Origin of the sequence: Pacificoceanicola onchidii, assembly GCF_004804335.1 — a bacterium.
Classification (GTDB): domain Bacteria; phylum Pseudomonadota; class Alphaproteobacteria; order Rhodobacterales; family Rhodobacteraceae; genus Pacificoceanicola; species Pacificoceanicola onchidii.
The window spans coordinates 1-16,206 of the sequence record NZ_SRXY01000004.1 but is presented as its reverse complement, the minus strand read 5'-3'; the positions used below and the strand labels follow the sequence as shown (position 1 = coordinate 16,206).

The window sequence follows — 16,206 nt, the reverse complement described above, 5'->3', positions numbered from 1 at the left end:
GAGCACCGTTGCGTGACCGCGTCGGAATTTCAACCGGCACGGCGTCTTCATGTGTGATCAGGGCTTCAGAATGGCCAAACATACCTCGTTTACGCGGCGCGTCGGAAAGCGGATCAAAAGAAATGAATCTTTTTTGTACGCCGATATGCATCCAACTGGCCCGGTCACACGTAAGTTCCATAAACGCAACAAAAAACGGTTTGGCCTATGCCCTTTGAACTTCATCCCCAGCCGCCGCGCAAGATCGCGGTGATCGGTGCCGGAATATCAGGCATGGGCGCGGCACACCTCCTATCCGGCGTGCATCATGTGACGCTCTTCGAAGCGGAAAACCGGGTGGGCGGGCATGCGCGGACCATCGTTGCAGGCCGGCACGGCGACCAACCCGTCGACACCGGTTTCATTGTGTTCAATCGTGCCAACTATCCTAACCTCGTTTCGCTGTTCGAGTCTCTGGATGTTCCGGTGGTCAAGTCCGACATGAGTTTCGGAGCGAGCTTGCGCGGTGGCTCCATGGAATATGGCTTGCGCAATCTGAGCGCCGTCTTTGCGCAGAAACGCAACGCGCTGAATCCGAAGTTCCTCGGAATGCTGCGCGACGTGATGCGGTTCAATGCTGGAGCGGTGGACGCCGCACGCGACCCAAGCCTGCCACTTGGCGCTTTCCTGGATCAGATGCAGTTGGGGGAATGGTTTAGAAAGTACTACCTGATGCCTCTCTCCGGAGCGATCTGGTCAACGCCAGTCGAGAAAATTCTCGACTTCCCGGCCTATGCCTTGGTGCAGTTCTTCGAGAACCATGCGCTCTTGCATCACACGGGCCAGCACCAGTGGTACACAGTTGAAGGGGGCTCTCAGGCTTACGTCTCGCGGCTCGAAGCGGCGATGACCGCTCAGGGGGTCACAATCCGGACAGGCTGTCCGATTGAAACGGTAAAGCGCGAGGCAGGCTCGGTTTTTGTCAAAGCGGGTGGGGACTGGCAGAGGTTCGACGAAGTCGTCTTTGCCACACATTCGGACGACAGCTTGCGGCTGCTTGGTGATGCGGATCCAGAAGAACAGGAGGCGCTCGGCGCGGTGAAGTATCAGCCGAACCGTATTGTTCTGCATGCGGATGACAGTGTCATGCCAAAGCGCAAGGCGGTTTGGTCTTCGTGGAACTACACGGAAACCGAGCAAAAAGAGATGAACCAGATCGACCTGACGTATTGGATGAACTGTTTGCAGCCCATCCCGGAGTCAGATCCGATGTTCGTAACGCTCAACTCCACGCGTCCGATCCGCGAAGATCTGATCTACGACGAGGTCACGCTGCGCCATCCGGTCTACGATCTGGCCGCGCTCGAAGGTCAACGCCGTGTCGCGGCGCTCAACGGTCAGAGAAACACCTGGTTCTGTGGCGCTTGGATGAAGAACGGTTTCCATGAAGATGGTCTCGGGAGCGCGGTGGACGTTGTCGAAGGGCTCAACACCGTAATGGCCGGAGCCGCGCGGGCGTCATGACCCATCCCGTCGACCATATTGCCGGGTACACCTACCACGGACGCAAGGGGGCTATTCAAAACGGCTTCCGTTATTCCATTGATTACGTGCTATTCAATGCGGAAACCGAAGGCGAGACACTGTTCCGGTTCTGGCCGTTCAGCGTCCTGCGCCGTGACCACGGCGGACCGCCTAAAGCAGGCACTGGCGCGGCTTGGGCGCGGGCGGTTCTCGATGCGCAGGGGGTTGAGGCAGACACTTTGGAGTTGCTGACCCAACCGAGAGTGCTCGGGTATGTGTTCAACCCGGTGTCATTCTGGCTTGCACAGCGGGAGGGCTCGCTCATCGCCGTTATCGCGGAAGTTACAAATACCTTCGGAGATCGGCATTCCTATCTGTGCGTCAAACCAGATGGGTCCGAGATCACCGCCGCAGATCGAATCGAGGCGCGCAAGATCCTGCACGTCTCGCCGTTTCAGCCCATCGCTGGCGCTTACACCTTCCGCTTCGATATTCGCGCCGATCAGATCGGCATCTGGATCGACTATCACCGCACGGAAGGCGGTTTGATCGCCACGCTGGTGGGCAAGCGCAAACCGCTGCGTCGTGGCGATGCGTTGCGTGCCATAATCCGCAGACCCTTTGGTGCAAGACGGGTTATGGCGCTGATCCACTGGCAGGCATTGAAACTCAAACTCAAAGGCGCGCTGTACCGTAATCGCCCGGCTCCCCCGGCGGATGCGATCAGCGCCTCAGGCAAGGAGGTGCAAGGATGACACTGACGGTTTTCGTTTTGGGAGCGATGCTGATGCTCGCGCTTTTTTGGCTGCGCGAACGTCTCGCCGGTTTCCTGGGGCAGCGCCCGGATGACTATACCAATGACGTTCGCCAGATCGACATCAGGCGTGACCTCGATGGCCCTTTGATCTGCGAGGGCGTGATTTATGGCCCGATGGGCCGGGTCGTGTCCCGCTTCGTCGGCGACTTTCACGTGACCTGGGACGGCAACCGCGGGGTGATGGCCGAGCATTTCAAATACGAAACGGGCCGCGAGCAACACCGGGAATGGTCGCTCTCCGTCGGCAATGATGGCCGAATCCACGCCACAGCGCCGGATCTGGTGGGTGAAGGAGAGGGCGCGCAAGTGGGCGGGGCCGTCTGCCTGCGGTATCGTATCCGCTTGCCGGAGGACAGCGGCGGGCACGTTCTGGACACCACGGACTGGATGTACCTCACGCCCAATGGAACCATCGTCAACCGCAGCCAGTTTCGAAAATACGGGCTGAAAGTGGCGGAACTGGTGGCCACTATGCGCAAGGTTGAACCGGCGTGAGAGAGTGGCAGGGTAAACGGTATTGGCTTGTCGGCGCGTCGGAAGGACTGGGCGCGGCTTTGGCGCACAAACTCAGCCGTGCGGGTGTTCACTTGATTTTGTCGGCGCGCGGAGCGGCGGGGCTTGAAGTGCTGGCCGAGGCATTGCCCGGCCCGGCGGAGATCAAACCCGTGGATGTGAGCGATCACGCGGCACTGGAACGCGCGGCAGAAGAGATTGGCGAAATCGACGGCGTCATCCACATGGCCGGTGTCTACTGGCCCTTCGGCGCGCAGGACTGGGATGTGGAGCAAGCGAACACCATGGCGCGGGTCAATTTTGGCGGTGCCGTGGCGCTTGCGGGTACGGTTCTTCCGCGCTTTGTACGGCAGGACAAAGGACATGTTGTTCTGACCGGTTCGCTTTCCGGCTTTCGCGGCTTGCCCGCCTCCGCGCCTTATTCTTCGTCAAAGGCGGGGGTGATGGTACTGGCGGAGTCGCTCTATGCCGACCTCCGCAAAACCGGCGTCGAGGTTCAGCTGCTGAACCCGGGCTTTATCAAAACGCGTCTGACCGCGAAGAACACGTTCAAGATGCCGTTCCTGATGGAACCGGAGGAGGCCGCTCAGATTTGCTTTGAGCATATGACCTCCGGCGGGTTCAAGCGATCCTTCCCATTCGGGTTCGGGCTTTTCTTCCGCATCGCGCAGTTCTTGCCGGATTGGCTCTACTATCGTCTCGTCAGTTGATTAACTGTTTGTCGCAGATCAAGGTGTACTGGCTCGGCCCAACGCATCATGTATTGCGACAAACGACGAGGAGACGCGACATGGAAAAGATCAGTGTGCGGAAGGTGGCCGCCGTCATCGTTATGGCGCGCGAGTTGACACGGGCCGAAGGCGAGCTGCGCGCGCTCATCGACAGAATGGACGAAGAGGAGCAAGCTGCTCTTGTCGCCGTGATGTGGATTGGTCGGGGCGCATTCGAGGCCGAAGAATGGGACGATGCGTTTGCCACGGCTTATGCCGAAGCCTCGACTCCAACCGCCAGCTACCTGATCGGAACACCGCATCTGTCAGACAACCTTGAAGCCGGGCTTGAAGCGCTGGGCTACGATGCGCAGGATGAAGAAGACGCGGTGATGTAAATCTGTCGGGCTGGAAAAGGTTGATCTGCGCGGGTTTCCGAAACTCAGCGCAGAGCACGGCCTTTCATGATGGCGCTGTCGCCAAATCGGGCCCTGAGGCTGTCCGTGGCACGCTCTGCATCTGCGCGTTTCGTCGCTTGGGGATCGAGCAGATCGGGCAACCGGTCCGCGTCCTCTTCCGGGCATAGATCTGACAGACCGCAGCCAATAAGCCGAAACGGCCCTTGGTCTATTTCCTGCGAAAACAGGGGTTTCACCGTCCGGTAAATGCGATCCGCGATTTGTGTTGGATCAGGCAGGGACGTGCGCCGCGTGATCAGCTTGAAATCCCGCCTTTTGAGCTTCAACGTCACCACCCGCCCGGCAAGCCCCTTGGCCTTGGCGCGGTCCGACACTTTTTCCGCCATGCGCCACAGGTGACCATCCAGAATATCCGGATCGGCGGTGTCCTCGAAAAAGGTTGTCTCGTTCGAGATGCTCTTCATCGGAGCGTTGCGCGTCACCCGGCGCCTGTCCTGCCCTCGGGCAAGGTGCCAAAGCCGCTCACCCATGGAGCCAAACCGCGCTGTCAGGTCGCGCTGCTCCCAGCGCAACAGGTCTTCGAACGTTCGGATACCTGCCTTATCAAGTTGGTTTTGCGTCGCAGCACCCACACCCCAGATCAGGCGAACCGGTTTGGGGCGCAAAAACGCCTCTGTTTCGGCCTTGCCGATGATGGAAAAACCGCGCGGTTTGTCGAGATCAGAGGCGATCTTGGCGAGGAACTTGTTGTGCGACAGACCGATGGAGCCGGTCAGCCCCAGCTCATCTTTCATCCGCTTGACCAGCCGTGCCAGCATCACAGCCGGGGGCGCTCCGTGCAGGCGGCGCGTTCCGGTCAGGTCGAGGAAGGCTTCGTCCAAAGAAAGTGGTTCGATCGACGGTGTGAGCTCTTCCATCATGGATTTGATCGCGCGGGAGGCTTCGACGTAGACCGACATGCGAGGTTTGAGGACCACGGCATCCGGGCAAACCTGCAATGCCTTGAACATGGGCATGGCCGAGCGCACACCGCGAATGCGGGCCACATAGCAGGCGGTGGACACCACGCCGCGCCGCCCGCCGCCGATGATCACCGGTTTGTCGGCAAGATCCGGATTATCGCGCTTTTCGACACTGGCATAAAACGCATCACAGTCCATATGAGCAATGGAGAGATCCCAAAGCTCGTCGTGTTCCAGCACACGCGGACGCCCGCAGGACGGGCATCGGCGTCCTGTGTCAAATTCGGTTAGGCAGTCGCGGCAAAGAGCGGGCATGGTAGTATCATACAGGCGGCAGCAAGGGCTGAAAATGGCGGATCATCGAACAGAGTTCACCGGGGCGAAACTGCTGCTCTTTGCCGGGGCGCGTCTTGTTGTGCTGCGGCGGGATCAAAAGCCTGGGCTTGTTTGGCCGGGGTGCCTCGATTTTCCCGGCGGTGGCAGGGAAGGGCGCGAAACGCCAGAGGTCTGCGCCTTGCGTGAAACACAGGAGGAAGTGGGGTTGGTCGTGCCCTTTGATGCCGTCAAATTCGTTCACCTTAGGGTGGTGTCCAACCAGGTCAGCTGGTTTTTCGCGGCGCATTTGCCTGAAACAGTGTTGGGCGATGTGCGCATGGGTGACGAAGGGCAGGGCTGGCAGGCCATGCGTCCTGAGGCTTACCTCGCCGATGACACCGCCATTCCACATTTTCAGCACATCCTGCGCGTCTACCTGAACCGGATCGGCCGGGACGACGCATAAAAAAGGGCCGGAGCAAGCTGCCCCGGCCCAAAGACCGCCCACGCTATTGGGGGACTGAACGGTGGGCGGTATTCGAAAGCGCTTTGTCAGGCTGCGCGGGTGCCGTGCAGGAAGTTCTGCCAGTCAAAGGCGCTCGGCTGAGGTATCGGAAGCGGCGTTGGCGCTTTCTCCAGCCGGGATTTCATTTGCCCGGGCCGGTTGATCCGTGCTTCGGCGGCCTGCAAAAGGCCTCTGCCGACCACCTCGAATTCGGTGTCGAGGGGCGCGAAAAAGCTGCTTGGAATACGGCGTGTGCCGGTCTCGCCATGGAACGTAATCAGCGCTTCAAAGCTCTGTTCTGCTGCGTTGTAACGGATCTCGCCAATTTCTGTTTTGCTGCGCGACATAAGAAAATGCCTCCTTAAGAGTATCCTTTTGGACAGCTGTGTCCTGTGGATAACTCTTATGTGGGCATTGGTTGCGCGCGAAAACAGGGGGACTCACAGCGCTGTGTTCCCCGCCTTCTCAAACACGGCGAAATCTTGCCGGTGGATTGGTTTTCAGCGGATGTTCGGCTGCTTGGCCTGAGCTGAATTGAGTTCGCTGACAATGGCTTGGGCCGCAGCGCGGGGATCTGCGGCTGTATGGATCGGTCGGCCCACAACGATGTGATCAGCGCCATTGGATATGGCATGAGCGGGAGTGGCGATGCGTTTTTGATCCCCCACATCGGCCCCAACAGGGCGGACGCCCGGGGTGACGATGAGTTTGCCGTCTGCTTCGGGCAGTGCACGGATAAGTGCGGCCTCGTTGGGCGAGGCAATGACACCATCAGCCCCCGCCTCGAAAGCGCGCGCGGCACGCGTGGTCACGAGGTCAGGAATGTCGCCCGCCTGAATCAGCGCGCCGTCGAGGTCGTCGCGGTCCAGAGAGGTCAGAATGGTCACCGCAAGAATTTTCAGGTCTTTGCCAGCGGCACCTTCTTTGGCAGCCCGGACCACGTAAGGATCGCCATGCACCGTAAGAAAATCGAGATCGAACTGGGCAAGGCCGCGCACGGCGTTTTCCACGGTGGCCCCGATGTCAAAGAGTTTCATGTCGAGGAAGATGCGCTTGCCCTGTTCCTGCTTGAGTTCGTTGGCAAGCGCGAGGCCACCTCCCGTCAACATGCCGAGCCCGATCTTGTAAAAAGACACCGCATCGCCCAGCTTCGCGGCCATATCGAGCCCCGCAACAGCGTTGGGGACATCAAGGGCGACAATCAGACGGTCATCGGAGGGTTGGGCGGACATGGCGGCACCTTTCTATGGCGGAAGGGAATTTGTCCGCTTTTGGGTGCAGCCGCCGTTGAGGTCAAGCCTCGCTCTTCAACCTCGGTCAATCCGAAGGGGAGCAGGCCAGGGGCAAACTGGATCGTCTCGCCCGATCTATGCTCTGGCATGCGCCGCGCGCGTTTGAGCGCCATGGCAAGCAGGCGTAGCCGATGCCGTTGATTGAGCATTTCAAACTTGCTCGGCACCGTCAGGGGGATTTGTATGCGTCGATGATCCGTGACAAGCGAGACGCTGCCGCTCAAGGCACCGTCCGTTTGATCGTCTTTGAAACCGCTGAGTTCGATACGTTTGATGTACATTGAATGCTCCGTGACGACGCCGGTTTGATCGCACGGCGCACTTAAGATTTCGTGCACTTGCAGAAGTTGCATTTTTGCAACTTTGCCCCCTTGAACGCTGCGTTCCGCATCGCCATCTTGAGTGACGAGGCCCCACATTTTCGCGTGCCGCCAAGTCGGGCGCGAGGTCAAATCAAGGGGCGCTTTATGGAAGGAGAGACACCATGAACTTGGAGAAGTTCACGGAACGGTCGCGCGGGTTCATTCAGGCTGCACAGACCATCGCGATGCGCGAAAGCCACCAGAAACTGGCCCCCGAACATCTGCTCAAGGCTCTGATGGACGATGATCAGGGCATGGCGAGCAACCTGATCAAGCGCGCCGGTGGGGAGCCGGGCCGCGTTGTACAGGTGCTGGAGACCAAACTCGCCCGGATCCCAAAAGTGACCGGCGATGCCGGGCAGGTCTATATGGATTCGGCCACCGGCAAGGTATTGGACGAGGCGGAGAAGCTGGCGACGAAAGCGGGCGACAGTTTTGTCCCTGTAGAACGGCTGCTCATGGCGCTCGGCATGGTCAAAAGCCCTGCGAAAGAGGCGCTTGAGGCCGGGAAGGTTTCGCCGCAGTCGCTGAATGAAGCGGTCAACGATTTGCGCAAAGGGCGTACGGCGGACAGTGCCAGCGCCGAAGAAGGCTATGACGCCCTGAACAAATACGCGTCTGATCTGACCGAGCGCGCGCGTGAAGGCAAGATTGACCCGATCATTGGCCGCGACGAGGAAATTCGCCGCGCCATGCAGGTGCTCAGCCGCCGGACTAAGAACAATCCGGTTCTGATTGGTGAGCCCGGCGTGGGTAAAACCGCGATTGCCGAAGGGCTGGCTTTGCGGATCGTCAACGGTGATGTGCCCGAGAGCCTACTGAACAAAAAGCTCCTGTCGCTCGACATGGGCGCTTTGATCGCGGGCGCAAAGTATCGCGGCGAATTCGAGGAGCGCTTGAAAGCGGTGCTGTCCGAAGTGACGGCCGCCGCCGGTGAAGTGGTTCTCTTTATTGACGAGATGCACACGCTTGTGGGGGCTGGCAAAGCGGATGGCGCGATGGATGCGTCGAACCTTCTGAAACCGGCTCTGGCGCGGGGTGAGCTGCACTGTGTTGGTGCGACGACGCTCGATGAGTATCGCAAGCATGTGGAAAAGGACGCGGCCCTCGCACGTCGGTTCCAGCCGGTGATCGTGCAGGAGCCGACGGTCGAGGACACGATCTCGATTCTGCGCGGCATCAAAGAGAAGTACGAACTTCACCACGGCGTGCGGATTTCGGACAGTGCTCTCGTCGCCGCAGCGACGCTCAGCCATCGTTACATCACCGATCGGTTCCTGCCGGACAAAGCCATCGACTTGATGGACGAAGCTGCGAGCCGCCTGCGGATGGAGGTGGATTCCAAACCCGAGGAGCTGGATGCGCTCGACCGGGACATCCTGCAAAAGCAGATCGAGGTAGAAGCGCTGAAGCGCGAGGACGATCAAGCGTCCAAGGATCGCTTGGAGAAGCTGGAAAAAGACCTCGCGGACCTGCAAGAGCAGAGCGCCGAGATGACCGCCAAATGGCAAGCCGAGCGGGATAAACTCGCCGGGGCGCGGGACATCAAGGAGCAGCTTGATCAGGCGCGCGCGCAACTTGACCAGGCCAAGCGGCAGGGCGATCTGGCGAAGGCCGGGGAGCTGTCCTACGGCGTCATTCCGCAGCTCGAAAAGCAACTTGAGGCGGCGGAATCGCAAGATGACAGCGATGTCATGGTTGAAGAGGCCGTGCGCCCGGATCAGATCGCTTCGGTGGTTGAACGTTGGACCGGCATCCCGGCGGGCAAGATGCTCGAAGGGGAGCGTGAGAAGCTGCTGGGCATGGAAGACAACCTGCACAAGCGGGTGATCGGCCAGAACCAGGCCGTGACGGCTGTTGCCAATGCGGTGCGCCGCGCGCGTGCCGGGCTCAACGATGAGAATCGCCCGCTCGGTTCGTTCCTCTTCCTCGGGCCGACCGGCGTGGGCAAGACCGAGCTGACCAAGGCCGTAGCCGAGTTCCTGTTTGACGACGACAACGCGATGGTGCGCATCGACATGTCGGAGTTCATGGAAAAGCACGCGGTCGCCCGTCTGATTGGCGCGCCTCCGGGCTATGTCGGCTATGATGAGGGTGGCGTTCTGACCGAAGCCGTGCGGCGCAGGCCCTATCAGGTTGTGCTTTTTGACGAGGTCGAAAAGGCGCATCCGGATGTGTTCAATGTGCTGCTGCAGGTTCTGGACGATGGCGTGCTGACCGATGGTCAGGGTCGGACCGTGGACTTCAAGCAGACATTGATCATCCTGACGTCCAACCTCGGCAGCCAGGCTCTGAGCCAGCTTCCCGAAGGGGGTGATGCGGCCCAGGCCAAGCGCGATGTAATGGACGCGGTGCGGGCGCACTTCCGCCCCGAGTTCCTGAACCGTCTCGATGAGACCATCATCTTTGACCGGCTCAAGCGGGAAGACATGGACGGGATCGTCGATATCCAGATGGCGCGGCTGCTCAAACGGCTCGCGGCGCGGAAAATCCGGCTTGAACTGGACGAAGACGCCCGCAAGTGGCTCGCCGACGAAGGTTATGACCCGGTGTTCGGTGCGCGCCCGCTGAAACGCGTGATCCAAAGCGCCTTGCAGAACCCGCTGGCCGAGATGTTGCTGGCTGGTGACGTGAAGGATGGTGACGTTGTTGTGGTGAGCGCGGGGGCAGATGGCCTGTTGATCGGAGATCGGCTTGGTGCATCGAACCGTCCCAAACCGGACGATGCGGTTGTGCACTGATTGGAAAACGAAGGAGGCCCGCCAAAACGGCGGGCTTTTTTCTTGGCGCAGGGCATTTGATCAGAACAGGATTGTCAGATCGTTGAAGTCTTCGACTGTCAGCCCCTCCAGCACGATCACATCCCCTGCTGCGATACCAATCTCTAGCGAGCCCGCAGTTTCCGAAACGGAGAGCGCTTCGGGACCAGTCAGGTTCAAGGCAGTCAGATCAAGGGTGTCATCGCTCGCGTTGAACCCTTCGATAAGATCGGTGCCAAAATTCGGATCGAAGACAAAGGTGTCTTCGCCATAGCTGCCGTGCAGGACGTCATCACCGGTCCCGCCGTTGATCGTATCATCGCCCCAGCCGCCGCGCAGGGTGTCATTGCCATCCCCGCCGTTCAGTTGGTCAAAGCCATAGCTGCCCCAAATCAAGTCGTCTCCGGCGTCGCCGAACACCACGTCATGACCATTGCTGGCGTAGACTGTGTCTTCGCCGGAGCCGCCGAAAATGGTGTCATGTCCATCTTGGCCAAACAGAAGGTCATTGTCATTGCCGCCGTAGAGGAGGTCATTAAGGCTGCCTCCCCAAAGCGTATCCATCCCATCGCCGCCATAAAGCGCGTCGTGGCCAGAGCTGCCGCGCATGGCATCATCTCCGGCGCCACCGGTCAGCGTGTCGTTGCCGCTGCCGCCGTACATCAGATCGTTGCCTGCACCGCCATCCAGGGAATCATTGCCGGAGTTGGCGTAGAGACTGTCGTCCCCGTCCTCTCCGTTCAGCGTGTCATTTCCGGCGCCGCCGATCACCGCGTCGATGCCCAGCCCGCCGAACAGCCGATCATGTCCGCTGCCGCCGATCAGGATGTCGTCTCCGGCGTCCCCAAAAACCAGATCGTTGCCGCCGCCGCCATTCAGGCTGTCTGCGCCGTCTCCTCCGTGCAGGGTATCCTCGCCCTCGCCACCGCGCAGGGTATCGTTGCCCTCATCGCCGTGAAGCGTGTCGTTACCAGCGCCAGATTGCAGGAAGTCATGCCCCAGGCCGCCGATTAGCCAGTCGCGCCCATGATTGCCAAAAAGGCTGTCATCTCCGGCCAACCCTCTGAGCGTATCGTTGCCGTAGCCCCCGCGCAGGTGATCGGCAAGGCTGGTGCCAACTGTGTTGTCGTCCCCATCGGTATATTGGAGATAGGTGGCTTGGGCGGGCATCTTGGGGTCTCGTCAGGCTTGTGAACAATCGAACAGTTTTCCTCAAATTGTGTTGAAATTAAGACCAATGCTGCGGTTGCACGAAAAACCCGCCGCACTGCGTGCGACGGGCCACGGTCGATTGAAAAAGCCGCGCTTACTTCGGGAGAATCACCGCGTCGATCACGTGGATCACGCCGTTCGAGGCTTCGATGTCCGCCTGCACCACCGAAGCGCCATTCACGGTGACGCCGTCATCCGTCATGATGCTGACGTCCGACCCCTGAACGGTTTTCGCCATCATGTTATTGCTCAGGTCAGTGGACATCACTTTGCCGGGCACGACATGATAGGTGAGAACTGCTGCCAGCTGCGCTTTGTTCTCCGGCTTGAGTAGATCTTCGACGGTTCCTGCAGGCAGCGCCGCGAAGGCGTCGTCAGTCGGAGCAAAGACGGTGAACGGGCCGTCGCCTTTCAACGTATCGACAAGATCTGCCGCTTTTGCGGCGGCAAGCAAGGTGCCGAAGCTACCTGCGCCCATCGCGGTGTCGACAATATCCTTGGAATGACCACCAGCCATGGCGGGGCCTGCGATCAGTGCGGCAGCGGTCAGAGCGAGGTAAGTTCTGCGAAACATGTTGAGATCCTTTAGATATGAAAGCGATGTGAACTGCACATCTCGTTCATGACTACGGAGCCCAACTCGCACCAGATCAGCGAAAAATGGTTGCGATCAGACTTGATCCCCAAGGCCGGGGCGCTAAGCCCGCGGCCTTGGGGTTTTCCAGTCGCATTGACGTGAAGACGCGTGACTTATTCCAGGCCGATGGCCGACTTCACGATGCCATCGAGCAGGGTTTCGACCTTCTTCATAGGACCGTCAGGGAAGCTGCGGAACCCGATAGTCGTTGTGTCCGGCGTATCGGGGCGGACGAAGATGAAGATGTTATAAGGGCAGAAAACCACGTTCATCGGATCCGCTTCCATGACCTCGCGGCTGATCTTGGCCGAGCAGAAGCTGTAGATGTCCGCATGTTCAAAAAGCACCACGTCAGAGCCAACGTCTGCGCGAGTACGTTCCAGCATGTCGCCGGTATGGCTGACCAGATCAATCACCAGGCCCGCATCAAGGATCGCGCTTTCCAGCCCGAAGGACACATCGTCGAAACTTTGGTCCGTGTCGTAGGTGATCGCGTCCTGCGCCGTTGCGGTGCTCGTGGCTAGCGCCAAGGCGGCGGCAAAAAAAACGGTTTTCATCTCTCTCTCTTTCACGATTTGGGCAGGAAGTCTGTTTATTAATCAGGGATGTGTCACAGTACCCTCTGTAAACCGATTTGCATTGAGACAAATCAACACATTCCGGGAGGTGAATATGGTTTTCGCCATGATTGCGCTGCAATACCTTGCGCTCTTCTTCGTTTTCGCAATCGGCGTCATCGTTGCGCTTGCGATCGTCTATTTCATCATCGACCGCATGCAGACCGGCGATGCGATTCGCAGGAACTACCCCGTCATCGGGCGGTTCCGGCACATCTTCTCCGAACTGGGCGAGTTCTTCAGGCAGTATTTCTTTGCCATGGATCGCGAAGAGATGCCGTTCAACCGGGCGCAGCGAAACTGGGTGGATGAGGCGTCGAAAGGGTCAAGCAACTCTGTTGCCTTCGGGTCGACCCGAAACCTGAACGTACCCGGCACGCCGATTTTTATGAATGCGGTGTTTCCGCCGCTTGACGATCAGTATTCCTCGACCGAGCCTATGATGATCGGGCCGACGGCTCGGGAGCCCTATCTGGCCCCTTCGATCTTCAATATATCCGGAATGTCCTATGGCGCCTTGTCGAAGCCTGCGGTGCTGTCGCTCAGCCGTGGCGCAAAGATGGCCGGTATCTGGATGAACACCGGCGAGGGAGGGCTGTCCCCTTTCCATCTCGAAGGCGGCTGTGACGTGGTTTTCCAGATCGGAACCGCGAAGTTTGGCGTGCGGGATGCGGATGGCAATCTTTCGGATGAGAAACTGCGCGAAGTGGCAAAGCATCCAGCCGTGAAGATGTTCGAAATCAAGCTGAGCCAGGGGGCCAAGCCAGGCAAGGGCGGCATTCTGCCTGCGGAAAAGGTGTCGAAGGAAATCGCGGAAATTCGAGGGCTCAAAGAAGGGGAAGCGGGCATTTCGCCGAACCGTCACAGGGAGGTTGATGACTTTGACGATCTTCTGGACCTGATCAACCACGTGCGCGATGTGACCGGCAAGCCGGTTGGCTTCAAGACGTGCATGGGATCGGCTGACCCTTGGTTTGATTTGTTCCGGCTGATCAAGAAACGCGGCCCTGATTGTGCACCGGATTTCATCACGGTCGATGGCGGAGAAGGGGGCACAGGCGCGGCCCCGATGCCGCTCATGGATCTGGTGGGCCTTCCCTTGCGCGAGGCGTTGATCCGCATGGTGGACCTGCGTGATCTGGCAGGCCTGCATGATCGCATCCGGATCATCGCGAGCGGGAAGCTGTCGCAACCCGGCGATGTCGCCTGGGCCATTTGCGCCGGGGCGGACATCGTGGTTTCGGCCCGGGGTTTCATGTTCTCCCTTGGCTGTATTCAGGCGCTCAAGTGCAACAAGAACACCTGCCCCACCGGCATCACAACGCATGACAAGGGTTTGCAGAAAGGTCTGGTTGTCGAGGAAAAAGACAAACGTGTCGCTCGCTATGCCAAGGCGGTCATCAAGGAGGTCGAAACGATCGCGCATTCTGTCGGTGTGGCAGAACCCCGGCTGATGCGCCGAAAACATGTTCGGTTGGTGCGCGACGATGGCTCATCAGAGCAAATGAGCGTCCTGCACCCTTCCGTAAGCCTTGATGGCGATGCGGCGGGCGGGCACCAGATGTTCGAAGAGGCTTTGAAACGTATGAGCACGCAATAGCGTTTGTTACAAAGTCAGAACGCAAGTGTGAGCCAATGTGCTTTGGCGGTTTGGCATTGTCCGCTTATGTCTGATCCAGCGAATTCAGGAGGACCCGATGGCCAAGCGCTGGACAAATGATCTGACCCGTTCCGATATCACGCCAGAACGTGTGTTTCTAAACCGCCGCCAGTTGATTGCTGGGCTAGGCGCAGGAACGATTCTTGCCGCTGCCGGCCGCGCCAATGCGCAGGAGGCTCTGGAGCCGAACAGCTTCGAAGACATCACGAACTACTGCAACTTCTATGAGTTCGGGACCGGCAAGTCCGACCCGGCGGCCAACGCCCATATGCTGACGACGGATCCCTGGTCCGTGAAGATTGATGGATTGGTCGACACCCCCGGCGAGTATTCGGTTGCGGACATTCTGTCCAAAATGACCATCGAGGAGCGCATCTACCGTTTCCGCTGCGTCGAAGCCTGGTCGATGATCGTGCCTTGGAACGGGTTCGAACTTGCGGATCTATTGCAGATGGCCGGGGTCAAACCCGAAGCCAAATACGTGGCCTTTGAAACAGCACTCCGACCGGATGAAATGCCGGGAACACGGTTTCCCGTGCTGGACTGGCCTTATGTCGAGGGACTCCGGCTTGATGAGGCCATGCACCCCCTCACCCTGATGGCCAGCGGTCTTTACGGGAAGCCCTTGCCCAACCAGAACGGCGCTCCGCTGCGTCTGGTGGTTCCGTGGAAGTACGGGTTCAAGTCTATCAAATCGATTGTCCGGATCACACTGACCGACAGTGAACCGCCGACTTCGTGGAACAAGGCCAACGGGCGTGAATACGGGTTCTATAGCAATGTGAACCCCGAAGTGGATCACCCCCGCTGGAGCCAGGCCACCGAACGTCCGCTCGGCGGCGGTTTGTTCTCCCGTCGTCGCCCGACTTTGATGTTCAACGGCTATGACGAAGTCGCCAGCCTCTATGAGGGCATGGATCTTCGGGCCAACTTCTGATGAAGCAGGCGATCAACTCCGCAGCTCGCAAAGTTCCGACTTGGGTGGTGTACTTGCTGCTCACCCTTCCCGCTCCTTGGTTCTTTTATCTTGGCCTCTCGGGAGGGCTTGGTGTTGAGCCAATCAAGGCACTGGAACATGAATACGGTGAGATGGCCTTGCAACTGCTGATCGCAGGTTTGGCAGTTTCGCCGCTGCGCCGGTTCGCGGGTCTCAACCTGCTGCGATTCCGCCGGGCGATCGGATTGATGGCCTTCCTTTATGTCACGGCTCATCTGGCGGTCTGGTTGCTTCTTGATGTCCAAATCCTGTCGCAGATCTGGGCCGACATCCTGAAACGCCCCTACATCACCATCGGCATGTTAGCTTTCGTCCTGCTTTTGCCTTTGGCGTTAACCTCCAACAATTGGTCGGTCAGGCGACTGGGTCGACAGTGGCACAAGTTGCACAAACTCGTTTATGCGGCGTCTCTGCTGGGGGGGCTGCACTTTGTGATGCTGTCCAAAGGATTTCAGCTGGAGCCACTTCTTTATCTGGCAATTGTGATCATCCTGCTAGGCATGCGCGTCAGCAGCCTTCCGACCTTTAGGCTTGCTCAGGGACTCGCCGAAAAGCGGTAGCCCTGAGTTGCCTCGTTTCACGCAGAAAACGTGCCGAGTCCTGTCCATGATTCTTGATAGAGTGCTCCGGAAACCCGGTTTCGCCGGTGTTGCTGGGCATAAGTCTGTGGGCAACTTTATGATCGGGATATGCAGAACGAGAAGTAGGTCGAACGTGGCTGGTTATGCGGCCGTGTATTAGTAGATGGCATTTGTAAGCTATTGAAAATACGAACTTTTTAAGAAAAGTGCGGGTTGGCGTCAAAAAACTTGTAAAAAGGGGTTGCGGGTTTTGTTTGTTATCCGTAGAAGGCCCCTCACCGGCGGCGCTGAGGCGCTGCACGGGACGCCGGACGGGACGGCGGGGCGGACGCCTCGGGGTTCTTG

The 16,206-nt window shown here is 59.0% G+C and carries 17 protein-coding genes; 10 read left to right on the top strand and 7 right to left on the bottom strand.

Features of this window, described 5'->3' with window-relative positions; genetic code table 11:
- Positions 1 to 207: 207 nt before the first annotated feature.
- The 5 genes from E4662_RS11440 (at position 208) to E4662_RS11420 (ending at position 3,941) form a co-directional block, all read left to right on the top strand.
- Positions 208 to 1,503, top strand: a complete 1,296-nt coding sequence (locus tag E4662_RS11440) for an NAD(P)/FAD-dependent oxidoreductase (RefSeq protein WP_136441703.1) — start codon at positions 208 to 210, stop codon at positions 1,501 to 1,503.
- Positions 1,500 to 2,258 carry a DUF1365 domain-containing protein gene (locus E4662_RS11435; RefSeq protein ID WP_136441702.1) on the top strand — a complete coding sequence of 253 codons (759 nt, stop codon included), beginning with the start codon at positions 1,500 to 1,502 and terminating at the stop codon, positions 2,256 to 2,258. Before E4662_RS11440 ends, E4662_RS11435 begins: the two co-directional genes overlap by 4 nt.
- Positions 2,255 to 2,815, top strand: a complete 561-nt coding sequence (locus E4662_RS11430; protein ID WP_136441701.1) for a DUF3833 family protein — start codon at positions 2,255 to 2,257, stop codon at positions 2,813 to 2,815. The genes E4662_RS11435 and E4662_RS11430 overlap by 4 nt, the downstream gene beginning before the upstream one ends.
- Entirely contained in the window at positions 2,812 to 3,543 is a 732-nt protein-coding gene (locus E4662_RS11425) for an SDR family NAD(P)-dependent oxidoreductase (protein ID WP_136441700.1), read from the top strand. The genes E4662_RS11430 and E4662_RS11425 overlap by 4 nt, the downstream gene beginning before the upstream one ends.
- An 80-nt stretch (positions 3,544 to 3,623) precedes the next feature.
- On the top strand, positions 3,624 to 3,941 hold the full coding sequence (locus E4662_RS11420) for a DUF3775 domain-containing protein (protein ID WP_136441699.1): 318 nt from the start codon (positions 3,624 to 3,626) through the stop codon (positions 3,939 to 3,941).
- Between the two features lie 44 nt (positions 3,942 to 3,985).
- Here the strand turns inward: E4662_RS11420 and E4662_RS11415 are convergent, their stop codons facing one another.
- Positions 3,986 to 5,239, bottom strand: coding sequence for a DNA polymerase IV (locus E4662_RS11415; protein ID WP_136441698.1), 1,254 nt, complete (start codon positions 5,237 to 5,239; stop codon positions 3,986 to 3,988).
- Between E4662_RS11415 and E4662_RS11410 the strand changes: the two genes are divergently transcribed.
- Positions 5,238 to 5,705 (top strand): NUDIX domain-containing protein, encoded by a 468-nt coding sequence (locus tag E4662_RS11410; protein ID WP_240705174.1) that lies wholly within the window; start codon positions 5,238 to 5,240, stop codon positions 5,703 to 5,705. The two genes, E4662_RS11415 and E4662_RS11410, sit on opposite strands and share 2 nt — an antisense overlap.
- 86 nt (positions 5,706 to 5,791) lie before the next feature.
- Here E4662_RS11410 and E4662_RS11405 read toward each other — a convergent pair whose 3' ends face one another.
- The 3 genes from E4662_RS11405 to E4662_RS11395 all read right to left on the bottom strand — a co-directional run bounded on the left by E4662_RS11405 (position 5,792) and on the right by E4662_RS11395 (position 7,455).
- Complete coding sequence (locus E4662_RS11405) at positions 5,792 to 6,091, bottom strand: hypothetical protein (protein ID WP_136441697.1); 300 nt, start codon at positions 6,089 to 6,091, stop codon at positions 5,792 to 5,794.
- A gap of 153 nt (positions 6,092 to 6,244) precedes the next feature.
- The gene (gene pyrF / locus E4662_RS11400) at positions 6,245 to 6,976 is read right to left on the bottom strand and encodes an orotidine-5'-phosphate decarboxylase (protein ID WP_136441696.1); all 732 of its coding nucleotides are present in this window, start codon (positions 6,974 to 6,976) and stop codon (positions 6,245 to 6,247) included.
- Positions 6,946 to 7,455: a hypothetical protein gene (locus E4662_RS11395; RefSeq protein WP_136441695.1), complete on the bottom strand. Its 510-nt coding sequence runs from the start codon at positions 7,453 to 7,455 to the stop codon at positions 6,946 to 6,948. Before E4662_RS11395 ends, pyrF begins: the two co-directional genes overlap by 31 nt.
- A 65-nt stretch (positions 7,456 to 7,520) precedes the next feature.
- Between E4662_RS11395 and clpB the strand changes: the two genes are divergently transcribed.
- Complete coding sequence (clpB, locus tag E4662_RS11390; RefSeq protein WP_136441694.1) at positions 7,521 to 10,139, top strand: ATP-dependent chaperone ClpB; 2,619 nt, start codon at positions 7,521 to 7,523, stop codon at positions 10,137 to 10,139.
- A gap of 60 nt (positions 10,140 to 10,199) precedes the next feature.
- On the opposite strand, the gene E4662_RS11385 is transcribed toward clpB, so the two are convergent.
- From E4662_RS11385 to E4662_RS11375, 3 genes are all read right to left on the bottom strand, one after another.
- Positions 10,200 to 11,327: a calcium-binding protein gene (locus E4662_RS11385; protein WP_136441693.1), complete on the bottom strand. Its 1,128-nt coding sequence runs from the start codon at positions 11,325 to 11,327 to the stop codon at positions 10,200 to 10,202.
- A gap of 136 nt (positions 11,328 to 11,463) precedes the next feature.
- The gene (locus E4662_RS11380) at positions 11,464 to 11,943 is read right to left on the bottom strand and encodes a fasciclin domain-containing protein (protein ID WP_136441692.1); all 480 of its coding nucleotides are present in this window, start codon (positions 11,941 to 11,943) and stop codon (positions 11,464 to 11,466) included.
- A gap of 176 nt (positions 11,944 to 12,119) precedes the next feature.
- Entirely contained in the window at positions 12,120 to 12,563 is a 444-nt protein-coding gene (locus tag E4662_RS11375) for a DUF302 domain-containing protein (protein WP_136441691.1), read from the bottom strand.
- A 115-nt stretch (positions 12,564 to 12,678) separates the two neighbouring features.
- Here E4662_RS11375 and E4662_RS11370 point away from each other — a divergent pair, with 115 nt between their 5' ends.
- The 3 genes from E4662_RS11370 (at position 12,679) to msrQ (ending at position 15,840) form a co-directional block, all read left to right on the top strand.
- Positions 12,679 to 14,223, top strand: coding sequence for an FMN-binding glutamate synthase family protein (locus E4662_RS11370; protein WP_136441690.1), 1,545 nt, complete (start codon positions 12,679 to 12,681; stop codon positions 14,221 to 14,223).
- Positions 14,224 to 14,320: 97 nt separating this feature from the next.
- Positions 14,321 to 15,220, top strand: a complete 900-nt coding sequence (msrP, locus tag E4662_RS11365) for a protein-methionine-sulfoxide reductase catalytic subunit MsrP (protein ID WP_136441689.1) — start codon at positions 14,321 to 14,323, stop codon at positions 15,218 to 15,220.
- Positions 15,220 to 15,840: a protein-methionine-sulfoxide reductase heme-binding subunit MsrQ gene (gene msrQ / locus E4662_RS11360; protein ID WP_136441688.1), complete on the top strand. Its 621-nt coding sequence runs from the start codon at positions 15,220 to 15,222 to the stop codon at positions 15,838 to 15,840. Before msrP ends, msrQ begins: the two co-directional genes overlap by 1 nt.
- Positions 15,841 to 16,206 lie beyond the last annotated feature (366 nt).